14 protein-coding genes are annotated in these 15,886 nt (G+C 72.9%); 6 read left to right on the forward strand and 8 right to left on the reverse strand.

All coding sequences use genetic code 11. The features are described 5' to 3' along the window. The first annotated feature begins 171 nt into the window (after window positions 1-171). Window positions 172-1,392: an MFS transporter gene (locus OG892_RS08315; protein ID WP_371631595.1), complete on the forward strand. Its 1,221-nt coding sequence runs from the start codon at window positions 172-174 to the stop codon at window positions 1,390-1,392. On the opposite strand, the gene OG892_RS08320 is transcribed toward OG892_RS08315, so the two are convergent. Together OG892_RS08320 and OG892_RS08325 are read right to left on the reverse strand one after the other, a co-directional pair. Beyond that, a complete protein-coding gene (locus tag OG892_RS08320) occupies window positions 1,375-2,553 on the reverse strand; it encodes a hypothetical protein (protein WP_371628808.1) in 1,179 nt (392 codons plus the stop codon). The genes OG892_RS08315 and OG892_RS08320 overlap by 18 nt on opposite strands. Continuing rightward, window positions 2,550-3,518, reverse strand: coding sequence for a 5-dehydro-4-deoxyglucarate dehydratase (locus tag OG892_RS08325; protein ID WP_073735344.1), 969 nt, complete (start codon window positions 3,516-3,518; stop codon window positions 2,550-2,552). Before OG892_RS08325 ends, OG892_RS08320 begins: the two co-directional genes overlap by 4 nt. 612 nt (window positions 3,519-4,130) lie before the next feature. Between OG892_RS08325 and OG892_RS08330 the strand changes: the two genes are divergently transcribed. Both OG892_RS08330 and OG892_RS08335 read left to right on the forward strand, forming a co-directional pair. Beyond that, complete coding sequence (locus tag OG892_RS08330; protein WP_073735345.1) at window positions 4,131-4,940, forward strand: NAD(P)-dependent oxidoreductase; 810 nt, start codon at window positions 4,131-4,133, stop codon at window positions 4,938-4,940. An 82-nt stretch (window positions 4,941-5,022) separates the two neighbouring features. Continuing rightward, a complete protein-coding gene (locus OG892_RS08335; RefSeq protein WP_371628809.1) occupies window positions 5,023-6,237 on the forward strand; it encodes a TerD family protein in 1,215 nt (404 codons plus the stop codon). Window positions 6,238-6,354: 117 nt separating this feature from the next. Here the strand turns inward: OG892_RS08335 and OG892_RS08340 are convergent, their stop codons facing one another. The 4 genes from OG892_RS08340 to OG892_RS08355 all read right to left on the reverse strand — a co-directional run bounded on the left by OG892_RS08340 (window position 6,355) and on the right by OG892_RS08355 (window position 10,950). Then, window positions 6,355-6,585, reverse strand: coding sequence for a hypothetical protein (locus OG892_RS08340; protein WP_037711258.1), 231 nt, complete (start codon window positions 6,583-6,585; stop codon window positions 6,355-6,357). A 320-nt stretch (window positions 6,586-6,905) separates the two neighbouring features. Next, window positions 6,906-8,402 (reverse strand): alkaline phosphatase PhoX, encoded by a 1,497-nt coding sequence (locus OG892_RS08345; protein ID WP_371628810.1) that lies wholly within the window; start codon window positions 8,400-8,402, stop codon window positions 6,906-6,908. A 154-nt stretch (window positions 8,403-8,556) separates the two neighbouring features. Beyond that, window positions 8,557-10,056: a hypothetical protein gene (locus OG892_RS08350; RefSeq protein WP_073735348.1), complete on the reverse strand. Its 1,500-nt coding sequence runs from the start codon at window positions 10,054-10,056 to the stop codon at window positions 8,557-8,559. 177 nt (window positions 10,057-10,233) lie between these two features. Next, window positions 10,234-10,950, reverse strand: a complete 717-nt coding sequence (locus OG892_RS08355; RefSeq protein WP_073735349.1) for an antibiotic biosynthesis monooxygenase — start codon at window positions 10,948-10,950, stop codon at window positions 10,234-10,236. 145 nt (window positions 10,951-11,095) lie between these two features. Between OG892_RS08355 and OG892_RS08360 the strand changes: the two genes are divergently transcribed. Both OG892_RS08360 and OG892_RS08365 read left to right on the forward strand, forming a co-directional pair. Then, entirely contained in the window at window positions 11,096-12,214 is a 1,119-nt protein-coding gene (locus OG892_RS08360; protein ID WP_371628811.1) for a lipid II:glycine glycyltransferase FemX, read from the forward strand. A gap of 80 nt (window positions 12,215-12,294) precedes the next feature. After that, entirely contained in the window at window positions 12,295-13,077 is a 783-nt protein-coding gene (locus OG892_RS08365; RefSeq protein WP_371628812.1) for a phosphodiesterase, read from the forward strand. A gap of 99 nt (window positions 13,078-13,176) precedes the next feature. On the opposite strand, the gene OG892_RS08370 is transcribed toward OG892_RS08365, so the two are convergent. Beyond that, window positions 13,177-13,791 (reverse strand): DUF4232 domain-containing protein, encoded by a 615-nt coding sequence (locus OG892_RS08370; RefSeq protein ID WP_371628813.1) that lies wholly within the window; start codon window positions 13,789-13,791, stop codon window positions 13,177-13,179. Window positions 13,792-13,998: 207 nt separating this feature from the next. Here OG892_RS08370 and dapA point away from each other — a divergent pair, with 207 nt between their 5' ends. Further along, entirely contained in the window at window positions 13,999-14,895 is an 897-nt protein-coding gene (dapA, locus tag OG892_RS08375) for a 4-hydroxy-tetrahydrodipicolinate synthase (protein WP_328867482.1), read from the forward strand. Here the strand turns inward: dapA and dapD are convergent. Continuing rightward, the gene (gene dapD / locus OG892_RS08380; protein ID WP_073735354.1) at window positions 14,892-15,881 is read right to left on the reverse strand and encodes a 2,3,4,5-tetrahydropyridine-2,6-dicarboxylate N-succinyltransferase; all 990 of its coding nucleotides are present in this window, start codon (window positions 15,879-15,881) and stop codon (window positions 14,892-14,894) included. The genes dapA and dapD overlap by 4 nt on opposite strands. Between the last annotated feature and the right edge of the window lie 5 nt (window positions 15,882-15,886).

Raw genomic sequence — 15,886 nt, forward strand, 5'->3', positions numbered from 1 at the left:
ACGCTTCCGACAGAAGAACTTCACCCGAGTACGACGTGTGCCCTACACCGATCCCGGCGGCGGGCCGCCCCGCCGGACGGCCTACGGCATCCTCCCGATGCCCCGTACCGGCCTCAGTCGCCAGTCTGAGCGCACAACACACGTGCAGGTCAGGGAGGTTCGGTGGGCACGATGGCGGGTTCCGCGGCTGGGCGGGTACTGGACGACCGGACGGCGGGGCTGTTCCTGGCCGCGGTCGTCGTCTCCGGATTCGGCAGCTCCGCGATGTCGCTCGCCGCCGGGATCTGGGTCAAGTCGCTGACGGGCTCGGACAGTCTGGCCGCGCTCGCCCTGTTCACCGTCTGGCTGCCGGTGCTCTTCGGCCCGGTCCTGGGCGCGGTGGCCGACCGGCTTCCCAGGAAGCCCCTGCTGGTCTGGTCGAACATCGTCATGGCCCTGCTCCTGACCACCCTGATCGCGGTGGACTCGGCGGGGCGGCTCTGGATCCTGTTCATGGCGCTCATGGCCTACGGAGCGAGCTCCGTGCTGATGGACTCGGCGGAGTCGGCACTCGTCGCGGAGGCCGTGGGCGCCCGGCTGCTGGGCGACTTCAACGGACTGCGGATGACGGCGAACGAGGGCATGAAGCTGGCGGCCCCGCTCACCGGCGCGGCGCTCTACACTCGGTTCGGCGGCGTCTCCGTGGCCCTGCTGGACGCGGCCTCCTTCGCGCTGGCCGCCGGACTCTACGGACTGCTGCCGGTGCGCGGAGCGAACCCTGCGGCGGCCGGGGACGACGCGGGCGGCTGGACCGCCGGGGTGCGGCAGGTGTGGGGTTCGCCGGTGCTGCGGCCGCTGGTGTTCGCCGGATCGGTCACCATGCTGTGCGCCGGGCTCAACGGGGCGACGCTGTACGCCGTCGTGGACCGGCTCGGCCACTCCCCCGCGTACGCGGGTGTGCTCTCCGCCGTACAGGGCGTCGGGTCCGTCGCGGTCGGGCTGCTGGCCGGACCGCTGCTGCGGCGGCTGCCGGAACGGGTGTTCAGCGCGGCGGGCATCGCCCTGTTCGGGATGGCGGTGGGGCTGCGCGCCGTGCCGTACGACGCGGTGGCGCTACTGGCGTGCGGGCTGATCGGGGCCGGGCTGCCCTGTGTGCTGATCGCCGCGATGACAGCGGTGCAGCGGGAGACGCCGGACGCGCTGCTGGGCCGCACGGCGGCGACCGCCGGCACGCTGATGTTCGCGCCCAACGCGGTGGCGCTGGCGCTGGGCGCGGGGCTGGTCGCGGTGGTGGACGTGCGGGTGCTGCTGCCGCTGGTGGGCGCGGTGGCGCTGGCGGCGGCGGTCCTGGTCACGGGCCGGCGGACACGACCTGGGCCCGCCGGCCCGCTCCCGTCATCGGCCGAGGCGTGAGAGCGCTCCGGCGACGGCCGCCAGGTCCGGGTCGGAGGCCAGCCCCGCGTGGTACAGCCGCAGTTGGTTCGCCCCGAGCGAGAGCGCGTGCCGCGCGTCGCGCTCCAGGGTGTCCGGGCTGCCGCCCATCCCCCGCACCACGGTGAGGTTGGCCGCGAGCACACCCGCACGCCCGCCGAACGGGCCGAGCACGGCCTCGCGCGCCTCGTCGGCCCCGGTGCACGGCAGCACCACGCCGTCCGCCACGGACAGGATGTGCTCCGGGTCCACGCCCACGTTCGCACCCGAGCGGTACGGCGCGGGGTCGGCGTGCAACAGCACCTGGAAGCCGGGTGCGGCCGCCGCCCGTACCGCGCCGACCACCGACTCCTGGAGCCCGCGGGCCACCTCGGTGCGCCACCGGAGGGTGGCCGCCGCGAGGTCGGCGCCGAGGAGCTTCTCGACGCCGGACAAGCCGGTTTCCGGCGAGCCTGCGCCGGACCAGGCCGGCTCCAGCGCCCTGCGCACCGCCCGGCCCAGCTCGTCGGCGTCCAGCCCGTGGTCCGCGTACCCGGTCCGGCAGTCGGGGCAGAAGCAGAGCGACATCAGGTACTGCGCCGCGTCACCGAGGCCGACGCCCGCGATCTTGTCGTGCGCGTGCAGATGCGCGAAGCCGTACCAGCCGCAGGACTCCAGCTCGACCCCTTGCGTACCGCCGCGCACCGCGGCCTCCGCCGCCAGCTCCACCAGGTAGTCGCGGACAGCGGGCTGTGCGATGCACGGGGCCCACGGGTAGCGGTCGCCGTAGGCGTTGACCACGCAGGTGTCCGGGTGCTCCGCGCCCAGCCGGGAGTTGTGCGCCAGCACCACCCAGCTGTGCACCTGGAGCCCCGCACCGGCCAGCGCCTCCGCGGCCTCGGCGTAGGGATCGTCGCAGGCCATCCAGGACTGTGCGTGGGGCCGAAGCCGGCGCCCCTCCCACCGTCCGGGGCCCGGCGGGTAGAGCACCGCCGCGTGCTCGGCCGTGACGATGCGGTGGCCGGGGTGACGCGGGGTCAGCGCCCGGGTGGAGTGGTAGGCGGCGGCGAGCGTCACCTGCTGGACACCGAGGTCCGCGACGCGGGCGGCCGCGTCCGGGTCCCCGACGACGTCCCAGGGGTACAGGAAGGCGGAGGTCCTCACCCGCGCTCCCCGGTCCCGCCGGCGGCGCTCCGCTCCAGCAGCGCGCGGCCGCTCGCGATGATCCCGGTCAGCTCCTCGACGTGCGCGGCCGACGGCTCGGTGAGCGGGCTGCGCACCTGCCCGACCTCCAGGCCCTGGAGCCGGACGGCGGCCTTGACCAGCGACACCGCGTAACCGCGGCCCTTGGACCGCAGTTCGACGAGCGGCCGGTAGAAGTGGTCGAGCAGCGCGTTGACGAGGTCGTCGTCGCCCGCTTCGAGGGCCCGGTAGAAGGCCAGCGCGATATCGGGCGCGAAGGCGAAGACGGCGGAGGAGTAGAGCGTGACGCCGATGCCCCGGTAGGCGAGACCGGTGAGCTCGGCGGTGGGCAGCCCGTTGAAGTACAGGAAGTCCTGACCGGGCAGTCCGGTGCGGACGGCGCTGACGATGCGCTGCATCAGGTCGAGGTCGCCGTAGCCGTCCTTGAGGCCGATGATGCCCGGTGTCTGCGCCAGGGCGAGAACGGTCTGCGGGGTGAAGACGGCGTTGTCGCGCTGGTAGACGATCGTCTCCAGGCCGGTGGCGGCGGCGAGCGCGGTGTAGTGGGCCAGCAGGCCCTCCTGGTCGGCCACGACCAGGTACGGCGGCATGGCGAGGAGCCCGTCCGCGCCCGCCTCCTCCGCGAGCTTCGCGAACTGGACCGCGAGCGCGGTGCCGTATCCGGCGCCCGCCACGACGGGCACCTGGCCGGCCGTCTCCTTGACGGCCGCGGCGACGACGAGGTGGAACTCCTCGGGCGTCAGGGCGTGGAACTCACCGGTCCCGCAGCAGGCGAAGACGGCGGCAGCACCGGCGTCGATCCCCTTGCGCACGTGTGCGCGGAACACATCGAGGTCTACGGAACCGTCGGGTCCGTAAGGGGTGACGGGGAAGAAGAGCGGCCCGGCGACGGCGGTGAGTCGGGCGGCAAGAGGGGCTGAGGTCACGGGCGCTCCCTGAGCAGGTTCAGGCGTGCACAATTCTGATCGGCGTCCATATTTATGAACGCCCCTACGCTAAGGCAGCGGCTCGGCGCCGGTCAAGATGAGTTGCCCGGGTCCGGGATGCGGGTGCGCCCTGCCCCGGTGGGTGGGGGGCGGTGCCCCTCCGGGGCGTCTCCTCAAAAATGGCGTGTCCACCCGGGACCGCAAGGGACCCGGGTCGTACGCCATTTCCTGCGGGGACTCCCCCGCACGTCCCCACCCCTGTCGCAGCCGCGCGACGGCCGGGTTCGGGGGCGTGCAGGGGAGTCCCCGCAGAACGACGAACACAGACCCGGGCACGCAATACGGACCCCCGCACGTTCGTCGTTCGAGGAGACGCCCCGGAGGGACCCCGAACCCCCACCCACCGGGAATGGCGCACCCGCACAGGCGGAGCACCCGCACAACCAAGCCCGTCCGGCGATTGAGGACGGAACCCCGCACCAAGGAACCCCGCACCAAGGACCCGGGCACCCCTTGACGCACCCCCACCCCGCTCCATAACTTGTCCACGGATGTGAACCCAGCTCAAGGACCCGGCGAGCGAAGCCGCCCCCGTACCGAGGAGATCCGCGTATGCCCGCTCCCCGCACCGTCCTGCTCACCGGCGCCGCAGGCGGACTCGGCACCCTGATGCGCGGACTGCTGCCCGCCCACGGCTACCGGCTCCGCCTGCTCGACATGGTCCCCATCGAGGGCGAGCCGGACGCCATCACCGCCGACCTGGGCGACACGGAGGCGCTGCGCGAGGCGGTGCGGGGCGTCGACGCGATCATCCACCTCGCGGGCATCTCGCTGGAAGCCTCGTTCGACAAGATTCTCCGGGCGAACATCGAAGGCACCTACAACCTCTACGAGGCCGCGCTCGCGGAGGGCGTGCGGCGGGTGGTCTTCGCCTCGTCCAACCACGCCGTCGGTTTCACCCCCCGCCCGCTGCCGGGCGACCCGCTGATCCCGATCGGGACCCCGCGCCGCCCGGACACGTTCTACGGACTCTCCAAGTCCTTCGGCGAGGACCTCGCCCAGCTCTACTGGGACCGGCACGGCCTGGAGACCGTCTCCGTGCGCATCGGCTCCTGCTTCCCGGAGCCGACCTCCGTACGGATGCTCTCGGTCTGGATGAGCCCCGGCGACGGGGCCCGGCTCTTCGACGCCGCGCTCACCGCGGAGAACGTCGGGCACACCGTCATCCACGGCTCGTCCGACAACACCCGGCTCTGGTGGGACCTCACCTCGGCGCGCTCGATCGGCTACGAGCCGAGGGACGACTCGGAGCCGTACGCGGCGAAGCTCATCGCGGAGCAGGGTGAACTCGACCCGGACAACCCGGACCACGCCCACCTCGGCGGCCACTTCTGCACCAACCCGCCGATCTGGCCGCACTGAGCGCGACCGGCACTGCCGCCGTACGGGCGAAGCCGCCCAAAGGTAAGGGAACGGCAAAGCCGGGTCATTCGTTACCTCGTGCATGACCGCTATGACACCCGGCTCGAACATCCCTCTCTCCGCCCCCCGCGTGGCGGTGGACGTCGCCGCTCCGGTGCGGCTCGACGTATCGGGCCTGCTGCTCACCGCCGACGGCAAGGTGCGCTCCGACGACGACTTCATCTTCTACAACCAGCCCGCGGGTCCCGGTGTGGCCTACCGCTCCGGCGGCGGCACCGCGCCCGACGCGATCGTGGTCGACACCGCTGCCGTGCCGTCCGGCATCGAGAAGATCGTCATCACCGCGAGCCCGGACGGGGCGGGCCAGACCTTCCAGGGCGTCGAGCCCACCGCCACCGTGCGCAACGCGGACGACGGCAGTGTGCTCGCCACCTTCACCCCGCCCCAGCTGGGTGCGGAGACCGCGCTCGTGGTCATCGAGGTCTACCGGCGGGGCGGCGCCTGGAAGGCCCGTGCGGTCGGTCAGGGCTATGCCGACGGGCTGGCCGGCATCGCCACCGACTTCGGCGTCTCCGTCGAGGACGAGCCCGCCACCGCGCCCGCGCCTGTGGCGGCCCCGGTGCCCGCCGCCGCCCCAGTGGACCCGCGGCTGGCCGCCCCGCCGGTGCCCGCCGCCCCGTCGGCCCCGCCCGCCGCTCCTCCGGCGCCCCCGGCCACCGGCCGGATCAACCTGGACAAGGGCCGGGTCAACCTGCAGAAGAACCAGACGGTGTCGCTGGTCAAGGGCGGCAAGCCGCTGCTCTCGCAGGTCAAGATGGGCCTCGGCTGGGAGCCCGCGTTCCGGGGCAAGGACATCGACCTGGACGCGTCGGTGATCGCCTACGGGCCGGACCGCAACCACCTGGACAGCTGCTACTTCGGCAAGCTCTCCATCCTGAACGGCGCCATCAAGCACTCGGGCGACAACCTCACGGGCGAGGGCGCCGGGGACGACGAGGTGATCGTCGTCGATCTGGGCCGGATCCCGGCGGAGGCGACCGGTCTTGTCTTCACGGTCAACTCGTTCACCGGCCAGAAGTTCACCGAGGTGGCCAAGGCCTACTGCCGGCTGATCGACGCGGCCACCGGCGACGAGCTGGTCCGCTTCGACCTGACGGGCGCGGAGCCGCAGACCGGCGTGATCATGGCCAAGCTGATCAAGCAGTTCTCCGGCGAGTGGGAGATGACCGCGGTGGGCGACTTCGTGAAGTCACGCACCGTCCGGGGCATGGTCAAGCCCGCCGCCCAGTCGCTCTGAGCGCGTCCGAGGGGGAACGGCTTCAGGGGCACCCGGCTGGTGCGGGTGCCCCTGAAGGCCGTCTGCGAGAGAAACGTGGAGGAGTACGGCGGACGCGGCGCGTGCTCGTCGCTTCTCTCAGAGCTTGGTCAGCTTGGAGTACGGGCTCAGGATCCTCCCCTGTCGCCCCGAGAAGTCGATGAGCACTGCGTCGTTGTCGCCCTCGACAGCAAGGACTCGGCCGAGTCCGAACTGGTCGTGCGACACCCTGTCGCCCACATCGAACAATTCGACCGGTGGGGCCGCCTGGGCCGGGCGGTTGAAGGGACTGGAAGGCAGGTGACGCCGGGATCCGGCTGACTGTTTCATTACCTTGAGTATGCGCCCTGGAAACGCCGGACGCCATGCCCGACCGCTCCTGGGGCCCCACTGATGCCGGATTCGTAATCAGCGATTCCGCGCCCGGCCGGCCTCCTGTCCCGCTCCCGGCAAGGGCACCGCGCCGAAGCACGCCCCCCGCGCAGCCTCCGGGGATGTGGCGCTTATCCCTTTCCGACATGGGGCGCCGGCGCCGGTGCACGGGCCGCGAGGCCCGCACGCACCCGGCGGCTTCGCCCGGCCGGTGCCACGCCGTGATGTCCCTCTCCCGGAGGACACCGGCACGGCCCGGCACGGACCACTCGTAAGGGTTACCGCTGCTCTCGCGGCTGACGCTTCCACGGGCCGGTGATGGCCACCATGATCCCGGGCGTCTGGATGTTGGCGAACAGCGTCTTCCCGTCGGGCGAGAACGTGACGCCGGTGAACTCGCTGTACTCCGGGTCCTCCTCGGTCCCGGCGTTCAGCTCGTTGCGCGCGATGGGGTAGGTCCGGCCGCTCTCGGTGGCCCCGAAGAGGTGCTGCACGCCCTCGCCGTCCTCGGCGATCACCAGACCGCCGTACGGCGAGACGGTGATGTTGTCCGGGCCGTCGAAGGCGCCGTCCTTCGAGGGGTCGGCGTTGACGCCGAGCAGCACCTTCAGCGTCAGCGTGCGGCGCTTCGGGTCGTAGAACCAGACCTGGCCGTCGTGCTGGACCGGGCTCTCGTCACGGGCGAACGAGGAGACGATGTAGGTGCCGCCGTCGCCCCACCACATGCCTTCGAGCTTGCGGGCGCGGGTGACGTCCTTGTCGCCGAACTGCTTGCGCACCGAGACGGTCTTCGCGTCGCGGTCGGGGACGTCGACCCAGTCCACGCCGTACACGGTGCCGATCTTCGTGGCGCGCGAGAGGTCGTCGACGAACCTGCCGCTGCGGTCGAAGCACTTGGTGGCCTGGAGGACCCCGGCGTCGGCAGCGAGCGTGCGCAGCTTGCCCCGGCCGTGCCGGAAGCCGTGCGGCGGGACCCAGCGGTAGAGCAGTCCGTTGGGGCCGGACGCGTCCTCGGTCAGGTAGGCGTGGCCCTGCTTGGGGTCGATGACGACGGCCTCGTGGGCGTACCGGCCGAACGCCTTGATGGGGCGGGGGTCGCGGTTGGCGCGCTTGTCGGACGGGTCGACCTCGAAGACGTAGCCGTGGTCCTTGAGCAGGCCGTTCTTCCCGGCCTTGTCCTCGGTCTCCTCGCAGGTGAGCCAGGTGCCCCACGGGGTGGCGCCACCGGCGCAGTTGGTGGAGGTGCCGGCGATGCCGACCCACTCGGCGGTGCGGCCGTCGCGGCGGGTCTCCACGACGGTGCAGCCGCCGCCCGCGACCGCGTCGTAGACGAGACCCTCGGTGAGCGGGACCGGGTGCTCCCAGTCGGTGCGGACGCCGGCCAGCTCGTGGTTGTTCACCAGCAGGGTGACGCCGCGCGCGCCTTCGAAGGCGGCCGTGCCGTCGTGGTTGGAGGGGGTGTACTCACCGGTCTCCAGCTTGGTGACGCCGCTGTGGGTGATGATCCTGTACGAGAATCCGGCGGGCAGCGCGAGTATGCCCTTCGGGTCGGGGACCAGCGCCCCGTAACCGGGCTCGTGGCCGTGGCCGTGGTCGTGCCCATGGCCGTGTCCGTCGTGGTCATGACCGTGGCCGTGGTCGTCGTGGCCGTGCTTCGAGTCCCCGGCGGCGAGGGCGCCGGGCGCGGTGGCCAGCGCGGCTACGGTGCCGGTGAGGGCGATGCCGGCACCGGTGAGGGCGGACTGTCTGGTGAATTCCCTGCGCGTGAAGGCCATCACGTACTCCTGGTGCAGCTGGGGCGGTAGTGGGCGGGTTCACCGTCCCGCGCTGTCGCCAACACCAGTTGAACTGCGGGCGGCTTCCAGGGATCGCGTTCCGTGAACTTCCCCGGTGGCGGGGCCGCCCGCCCCGCCACCCACCGTCTCCCGCTCAGTTGCCGGAGCCGCCCCGGGACCGGGCCTTGAAGGCGGCCTTGCGGGCGTCCTTCGCCAGCTTCTTGTCGCTGTGCAGCCGGCCCATCGCCTCCAGGACGTCCGCCGTGGCCGGGTGGTCCACCCGCCACACCTCGTCGAAGAATCCGCTGTGCTGGCCGGAGAGCCCCTCGACCAGGCCCTGGAGCTCGTCGAGATCGCCGTCTGCCTCCAGCTGCGCCGCGATCGTGTCGACGGCGAGCCAGAAGATCATCGGCTCCGGCGGCGCGGGCACGTCGGCGGCGCCCAGCTCCGCGAGCCAGACCCGGGCGAGGCCGCCCAGCTCCCCGTCGTCGAGCACGGCGCGCACGGCGGGCTCCGCCTCCGCGCCGACCAGCGCGAGCGCCTGCTGGCAGTGCAGCCGGCGCAGCGGTGCCTGCGGGTCCTCGCCGCGTGCGGCGTCCAGGAGCTCGGCGGCGGCCCCGCCCGCGCCGCGCCGGGCGAGCCAGAGCTGGACCTCGGCGCGGGCCGCGTCCTCCGGGTAGTACGCGATGCCGCCGAGGAGCGCGTCGGCGTCCTTGTCGACGAGATCCCCGATGGCCGGGGCCTCCACGCCCGCGTCCAGCATCCTGGCCCGGATGCCGTACAGGCCGAGCGGGGTCAGCTTCACCATCCCGTACCGGGTGACGTCGTCGTCGTCGGCGGGCGGGGTGGCGTCCTCGCCCTCCTCGGCCAGCAGCGCCTCGTCCACCGGCTGGTACTCGACGATGCCGATGGGCTCCAGCACCCGGAACTGGTCGTCGAGGCGCATCATCGCGTCCGAGACCTGCTCCAGGATGTCGTCGGTGGGCTCGCCCATGTCGTCGGGCACGATCATCGACGCGGCGAGCGCGGGCAGCGGTACCGGCTCGTCGCCCGCGGCGCTGTCGGAGACGGTGAGCAGGTAGAGGTTGCCGAGCACTCCGTCGAGGAATTCGGCCTCGGACTCCGGGTCCCAGTCCAGGGCGTCGAAGTCGATGGAGCCGTCCTCGCCGACGAGGTCCGCGAAGTCGTCGAAGAAGGGGGCGGTGGCATCGGCGTGCGCGGCCTCCAGGCCGTCGAGCCAGATCGCCAGGACGTCCTGCGGTGATCCGCCGGTCAGCAGCGCGAGGTTCTCGCCCGCGGTGACAGTGCCCTCCGCGTCGGAACCCTCCTCGTCGGAGCCGTCCTCCACCGCCTGGTCCGCACCGGGCTCCGTCTCCGGGTCCTCGACCTCGACGAGTCCGGTGTCGACCGCGAGGCGCCAGGCCTCGCTGGCCTCCGCCGCACCGTCCTCGTCCGCGCCGAGGCCGAGGTGCTCGGCCGCCGCGGGCAGCTGCGCGTCGACGAGCTCGCCGCCGGCGCCCACCCTGGTGCCGGGCCCGGCCCAGCGGGCGAGCCGGACGGCGCGGGCGAGCAGCGGCGCGGCAAGCGCGTCCCGTGCCAGCTCGGCCTCGGTGTGCAGCCGTACCGGCGGCAGGGTGGGGCGCTCTGCGGACATCAGGGGGTTCTCCTAGGAACGTTCGGGTCGCACGCGCCGCCGGGCGATGGCTCCGGTCGCGTACGGGGACAGGCGGCCCAAGCGTAGACGTATTTCGCCCCCCGCCGCCCGGTACCCGGGCAGGTCCGCCGCAGCCCGCCCGCGAAGCCCCCGCAACCGGCGTGCGCGCCCGCGCGGTTACCGCGCGGGGACCGTCGGCCGCAGACTGAGCGCGGGGGTGTAGCGGTGCACGCCGCCGCCGGTGACGCCGGGGTAGGACCGCACCCGCTCCCACTGCGGTGTCGGCGACCCGACCCCGTTCCCGGAGGCGGCCAGCGCGTCGATGTGGGCCTGTGCGCTCACCCATTCCGCGTAGTTGAGCACCCGGGTTCCGTCGGTGCTCACGTGGAAGTGCCCGGCGATACCGCCGGGCGCGGGCGCGGGGTCCGTCCCGAGCGCCTCGAACACACTGTCCACCCAGTCGCGTTGGCGGGCCCTGTCCGCCCCTTCGAACTCGACGTCGACGGTCACGACGCACCCCGGCTCCCGGGTGTCGGACCCGCCGAGTGACGAGGAGCGGTACAGCTCGTACGTGTGCGGCCCGAGCCGCTCGATGCCCGGCACGGCCGCGTCGATGTCGGCGTTGCGGTCGTCCCGGCCGGTCCGGACGAAGTCCTGGTAGCTCTGCTCGTCCGACCACTGCGAGTAGTGGAGGAGGGTCCTGCCGTCCTCCCCCGCGCCGACCGAGTAGGAGAGCAGCCCGGGATGCGGCCACTCCCGGCTCGCCCAGGCCTCCCGGATGGCCTCGACGGCCTGCCGCTGCCGCTCCGGTGTGCCGGCGTCCCAGGTGCTCACCTTGACGATCCCCGCGTCCGCTCGGGTGAAATCGGGCCGGGTCACGAATTCCCCGCTCATGGCTGCTCCCCTCGCGGGCGCTCCCCTGCGGCTCGCCCGTGACAGCCACCCTGTTACGTCAAGTCCGCTTGAGGTCAACTACGGCCCGCGTTGTCGTCGTTAGGCTGACGAATCGGACAGAACCGGACAACGAACGGAGTACCGCATGTCGCTGCGGGTCGAGAGCATCACGCGCGAACAGCATCTGGCGTTCGTCACGGGACGGGGTTCCGCGAGCCATATGCAGGTCCCGTCGTGGGGCGAGGTGAAGCCGGACTGGCGCGCGGAGAGCATCGGCTGGCTCGACGCCGGGGAGCTGGTCGGCGCCGGGCTGGTCCTGTACCGGCCGATCCCCCGGGTGAAGCGCTATCTGGCCTATCTGCCGGAGGGGCCGGTCATCCCGTGGCACGAGGGCGATCTGCGCCCCTGGCTGGATCCGCTGGTGGCGCACGTCAAGGCACGCGGCGCGTTCACCGTACGGATGGGCCCCCCGGTGGTCGCCCGGCGCTGGGAGGCGCAGACCGTCAAGGACGCCATCCCCGATCCGGCCGCGCGCAGGCTGCGTGACGTCGAGCCGGACGTGTGCGAGCCGGGCGCCGCCGAGCTGGTGGACCAGCTGCGCCGGCTGGGCTGGCAGCAGGGCGAGGACGGGGAGTCGGACGGCTTCAGCGCCGGGCAGCCCCGGTACGTCTTCCAGGTGCCGTTCGCCGGACGGTCGCTGGAGGAGGTTCGCGACGGGCTGAACCAGCAGTGGCGGCGCAACATCAAGAAGGCGGAGAAGGCGGGCGTCAAGGTGGTCGAGGGCGACCACGACGACCTTCCGGCCTTCTACGAGCTGTACCGCGAGACGGCCGAGCGCGACCGTTTCATCCCCCGCCCGCTCGACTACTTCCAGCGCATGTGGACCGCACTGCGCGCCGAGGACCCCGGGCGGATGCGGCTGTACCTCGCGCACCACGACGGGGAGGTCCTCTCCGCGGCGACGATGCTGACGGTCGGCACGCACGTCTGGTACTCCTACGGCGCCTCCACCGGCCGCCGGCGCGAGGTGCAGCCCAACAACGCGATCCAGTGGCGGATGATGAGCGACGCGCACGAGCGGGGCGCGGCCGTCTACGACCTGCGCGGCATCACCGACACCCTCGACGAGAGCAACCACCTGATGGGCCTGCTGCGCTTCAAGGCGGGCACCGGCGGCCGGGCGGCCGAGTACGTCGGTGAGTGGGACTACCCGGTCAACCGGCTGCTGCACAAGGCGTTCGGCCTGTACATGGCCAGGCGTTAGGCCGTGTCCCACAGGGGGGGGTGCGCGCGAGGGTGCCGGCGACCGTGTGACGGGCGCCCGGTACGGGGCAGGCTGTCGGGATGACCGTCTCCGTGGCCCACCTCAGCGATCCGCATCTCACCGCCGGCGCCCTCGCCGCCGAACCCGCGGCCGGCCTCGACCGTGCGCTGCGCCGGGTGCTCGCCCTCGACCCGCTGCCCGCCTGTGTGGTGATCACCGGCGACCTGACGGACCGGGGCACGCCAGAGGAGTACGCGCTGCTGCGCGAGGTGATCGGCCGCTTCCCGCTGCCGCTGCACCTGGTGACGGGCAATCACGACGATCCGGCGGCGCTGCTGGGTGCCTTCGGCGGGACGGCCTTCCTGGGCGGGGGCGAGGAGACGTACTACGCCGTGGAGCACCCGGGGGTCACGGTCGCCGTCCTGGACTCCAAGGTCGCCGGGTCCCCCGGAGGGCTGCTGGGGGACGAGCAGTTGGCGTGGCTGGACGGTGTGCTGTCCCGCAGGCCGGGTGTGCCGGCGTTCGTGTGCCTGCACCATCCGCCGGTGCCGGTGGGCATCCCGTTCCTGGACCGGATGCGGCTGGCGGACGGTGACGCGCTGGCCGAGGTGGTCGCCGCGCACCCCGGAGTCGTACGCGTGCTGGCCGGTCATGTCCACCGCCCGGTCACCGCCGCCTTCGCGGGCAGCGTGCTGGCCGTGGCGCCCAGCACCTACCGGCAGAGCGGGCTGGCCCTGCGCGACGCGGTCCCCGGATATCTGCCCGAGCCGACGTCGTTCCTGCTGCATCTGCTCGCCGGCGACGCGTGGGTGACCCACACCGTGCCGGTCAGTCATGCGGCCGGGGCGCTGTCCGGATACTGACGTTCCGGGCCGCCCCGGACCGGCGGGCGGCGGGCTCGGGCGGGAGCTGACGGAGCGGACCGTCGAGCGGGCCGGGCACCGAACGGCCCGCCGCGGCGGTCACTCGGGCGTCGAGGTGCGCCAGCCCGTCATGTTGAACTCGTCGAGCATCCGTACGTCGCCCTCCAGCGGGAAGGTGCGCGCCTCCAGACCCGGCGCCGGGGCGATCTCCAGCGCGTCGCCCTCGACCAGGTCGCCGCCGGTCGGGGTGGAGACCCAGGCCAGGAGCGACCGCATGGTCTTCCCGGGGGCCAGCACGACCTCTTCCGGTCCCTTGTCCTGGCCCATGTAGGACGAGCCCGGGTTCACCTTCACCGGCAGCGCGTCGCCGTTCTCGCCGAGGGCCTGGACCGAGGGGTAGCCGTCGACCCGGACGGGCTTGCCGCCGCAGTTGGTGAGGGTCAGTCCGACGGCCCGGTGCATCATCGCGGCCTCCACGGGGCCCATGTCCACGACGAGACCGGAGTCCGGGCAGCCGCCGGTGGCGGAGGGCGTGGGGCTCGGGCGGACGGACTGCCCGGGAAGCGCGGCGGGCGGGGACACGACGTCCAGGGGGGACGGCGGGCTCACGCGCACCCCCGCGGATGCCGTGCGCGACGGGCTCGGTCCCGCCTCGCCCTCCCCCGCCGGTACGAGGAATCCCGCGCACCCGGACAGGGCGAGTGTTCCGGCCATGATCAGTGCCGCGGCGGCAGCTCCGCGTATCCCTGTCCCCGTCAGTCCCCGCACGCCCGTGTCCCCGCCCCCAGGTCGGCCCGCCCCGTGTGCGGCCGATATGTGCGGCCGATCATGCCAGAGCGCCGGATCGTTGAGCGTTCCTTCAGCTTCACCCGGAGAAGAACTAAGTAGACCTTCACTGTCTGCTGGGCGGACACTTCGGACATGACGTCTCCCGCAGCATCCCGGCCGCGCCCTTTCGGCAGCGCCCTCTGCGCCATGATCACTCCGTTCACCGCCGACGGGGCCCTCGATCCGGACGCGGCTGCCCGGCACGCCTCGGCCCTCGTCGCGGACGGCTGCGACGGGCTGGTGCTCAGCGGCACCACCGGCGAGTCCCCGACCACCTCGGACGCCGAGAAGGTGACGCTGGTGCGCGCGGTGCGCGAGGCGGTCGGTCCGGGCGTGCCGGTGATCGCGGGCATCGGCACCTCTGACACCCGGCACACCGTGGAGCTGGCCCGGCAGGCGGAACGGGCGGGCGCCGACGGCCTGCTGGTCGTGACCCCGTACTACAGCCGGCCGCCGCAGGCCGCCGTCGAGGCGCATTTCAGGCGGGTCGCGGACGCGGCCGGCCTTCCGCTGATGCTGTACGACATCCCCGGCCGCACCGGCACCCGCATCGAACCGGAGACGGTGCTGCGGCTGGCGGAGCACCCGCGCGTCGTGGCGGTGAAGGACTGCTCGCAGGACCTGCTGGGCGCGACGAAGGTGATCGCGGCCACCTCGCTCGCGTACTACTCGGGCTGCGAGGAGCTGAATCTGCCGCTGTACGCGGTGGGCGGCGCGGGGTACGTCAGCACGGTGGCCAACGTGGCGCCACGGGCGCTGCGGGCCGTCCTGGACGCGTTCGACGCCGGGGACACGGCGGGGGCGGCCCGGCTGAACGGCCTGCTGGCCCCGCTCGTCGAGCTGATGATGGCGTCCGGGCTGCCCGGCACGGTGACCGCGAAGGCGCTGCTGGACGCGGGGCCGGTCCGGGAACCGCTGCAGCCCGCCGGGCGCGAGGCGTCCGACGGGCTGCGGAGGGCGTACGGGGAGCTCCTCGCCGTCGCTGCTTAGTCGTTGCTGTGCAGGACGTCGTTGAGGCCGTCCCAGACCGCGTTGTTCGGGCGGGCCTCCACGGTGCCGGTCACCGAGTTGCGGCGGAAGAGGATGTTCGAGGCGCCGGAGAGCTCGCGCGCCTTGACGACCTGGCCGTCCGGCAGCGTGACCCGGGTGCCGGCGGTGACGTACAGGCCGGCCTCGACGACGCACTCGTCGCCCAGCGCGATCCCGACCCCGGCCTCCGCGCCGACCAGGCAGCGCTCACCGATCACGATGCGCTCCTTGCCACCGCCGGAGAGCGTGCCCATCGTGGAGGCGCCGCCGCCGATGTCGGAGCCGTTGCCGACGACGACGCCCGCGGAGATCCGGCCCTCGACCATGGAGGTGCCGAGGGTGCCGGCGTTGAAGTTGACGAAGCCCTCGTGCATGACGGTGGTGCCGGAGGCGAGGTGCGCGCCGAGCCGCACCCGGTCGGCGTCGGCGATCCGGACGCCCTTGGGCGCGACGTAGTCCGTCATGCGCGGGAACTTGTCGACCGAGGTGACCTGGAGGTGCAGGCCCTCGGCGCGGGCGTTGAGCCGCACCTTCTCCAGGTCGTCGACGGCGACCGGGCCGAGCGAGGTCCAGGCCACGTTGGTGAGGAGGCCGAAGAGGCCGTCCAGGTTCTGGCCGTGCGGCTGGACGAGGCGGTGCGAGAGCAGGTGCAGGCGCAGGTACGCGTCGTGGGCGTCGAGCGGCTTGTCGTCGAGCGAGGCGATGACCGTACGCACGGCGACGACCTCGACCCCGCGGCGGGCGTCCACGCCGATGGCCTTGGCGGCACCCTCCCCGAGCAGGTTGACGGCGCGGTCGGGGGTGAGCCGCTCGGTTCCGGCCGGGCCGGGCTCCGCGGTGAGCTCGGGCGCGGGGAACCAGGTGTCGAGAACGGAACCGTCGCCGGCGATGGTGGCGAGGCCGGCGGCGACGGCGCCGGTGGTGCGGGTGGAAGTCGTGTCGGTCATGACCA

It is taken from the genome of Streptomyces sp. NBC_00341 (genome assembly GCF_041435055.1).
GTDB lineage: Bacteria > Actinomycetota > Actinomycetes > Streptomycetales > Streptomycetaceae > Streptomyces.

Excerpts from the sequence above, each read along its gene's own strand:
- dapD (WP_073735354.1), bottom strand. The coding sequence starts at position 15,881 with ATGACCGACACGACTTCCACCCGCACCACCGGCGCCGTCGCCGCCGGC.
- OG892_RS08340 (WP_037711258.1), bottom strand. The coding sequence starts at position 6,585 with ATGAAACAGTCAGCCGGATCCCGGCGTCACCTGCCTTCCAGTCCCTTC.
- OG892_RS08330 (WP_073735345.1), top strand. The coding sequence starts at position 4,131 with ATGCCCGCTCCCCGCACCGTCCTGCTCACCGGCGCCGCAGGCGGACTC.
- OG892_RS08315 (WP_371631595.1), top strand. The coding sequence starts at position 172 with ATGGCGGGTTCCGCGGCTGGGCGGGTACTGGACGACCGGACGGCGGGG.
- OG892_RS08335 (WP_371628809.1), top strand. The coding sequence starts at position 5,023 with ATGACCGCTATGACACCCGGCTCGAACATCCCTCTCTCCGCCCCCCGC.
- OG892_RS08370 (WP_371628813.1), bottom strand. The coding sequence starts at position 13,791 with ATGGCCGGAACACTCGCCCTGTCCGGGTGCGCGGGATTCCTCGTACCG.
- dapA (WP_328867482.1), top strand. The coding sequence starts at position 13,999 with ATGACGTCTCCCGCAGCATCCCGGCCGCGCCCTTTCGGCAGCGCCCTC.
- OG892_RS08355 (WP_073735349.1), bottom strand. The coding sequence starts at position 10,950 with ATGAGCGGGGAATTCGTGACCCGGCCCGATTTCACCCGAGCGGACGCG.
- OG892_RS08365 (WP_371628812.1), top strand. The coding sequence starts at position 12,295 with ATGACCGTCTCCGTGGCCCACCTCAGCGATCCGCATCTCACCGCCGGC.
- OG892_RS08350 (WP_073735348.1), bottom strand. The coding sequence starts at position 10,056 with ATGTCCGCAGAGCGCCCCACCCTGCCGCCGGTACGGCTGCACACCGAG.
- OG892_RS08360 (WP_371628811.1), top strand. The coding sequence starts at position 11,096 with ATGTCGCTGCGGGTCGAGAGCATCACGCGCGAACAGCATCTGGCGTTC.
- OG892_RS08345 (WP_371628810.1), bottom strand. The coding sequence starts at position 8,402 with ATGGCCTTCACGCGCAGGGAATTCACCAGACAGTCCGCCCTCACCGGT.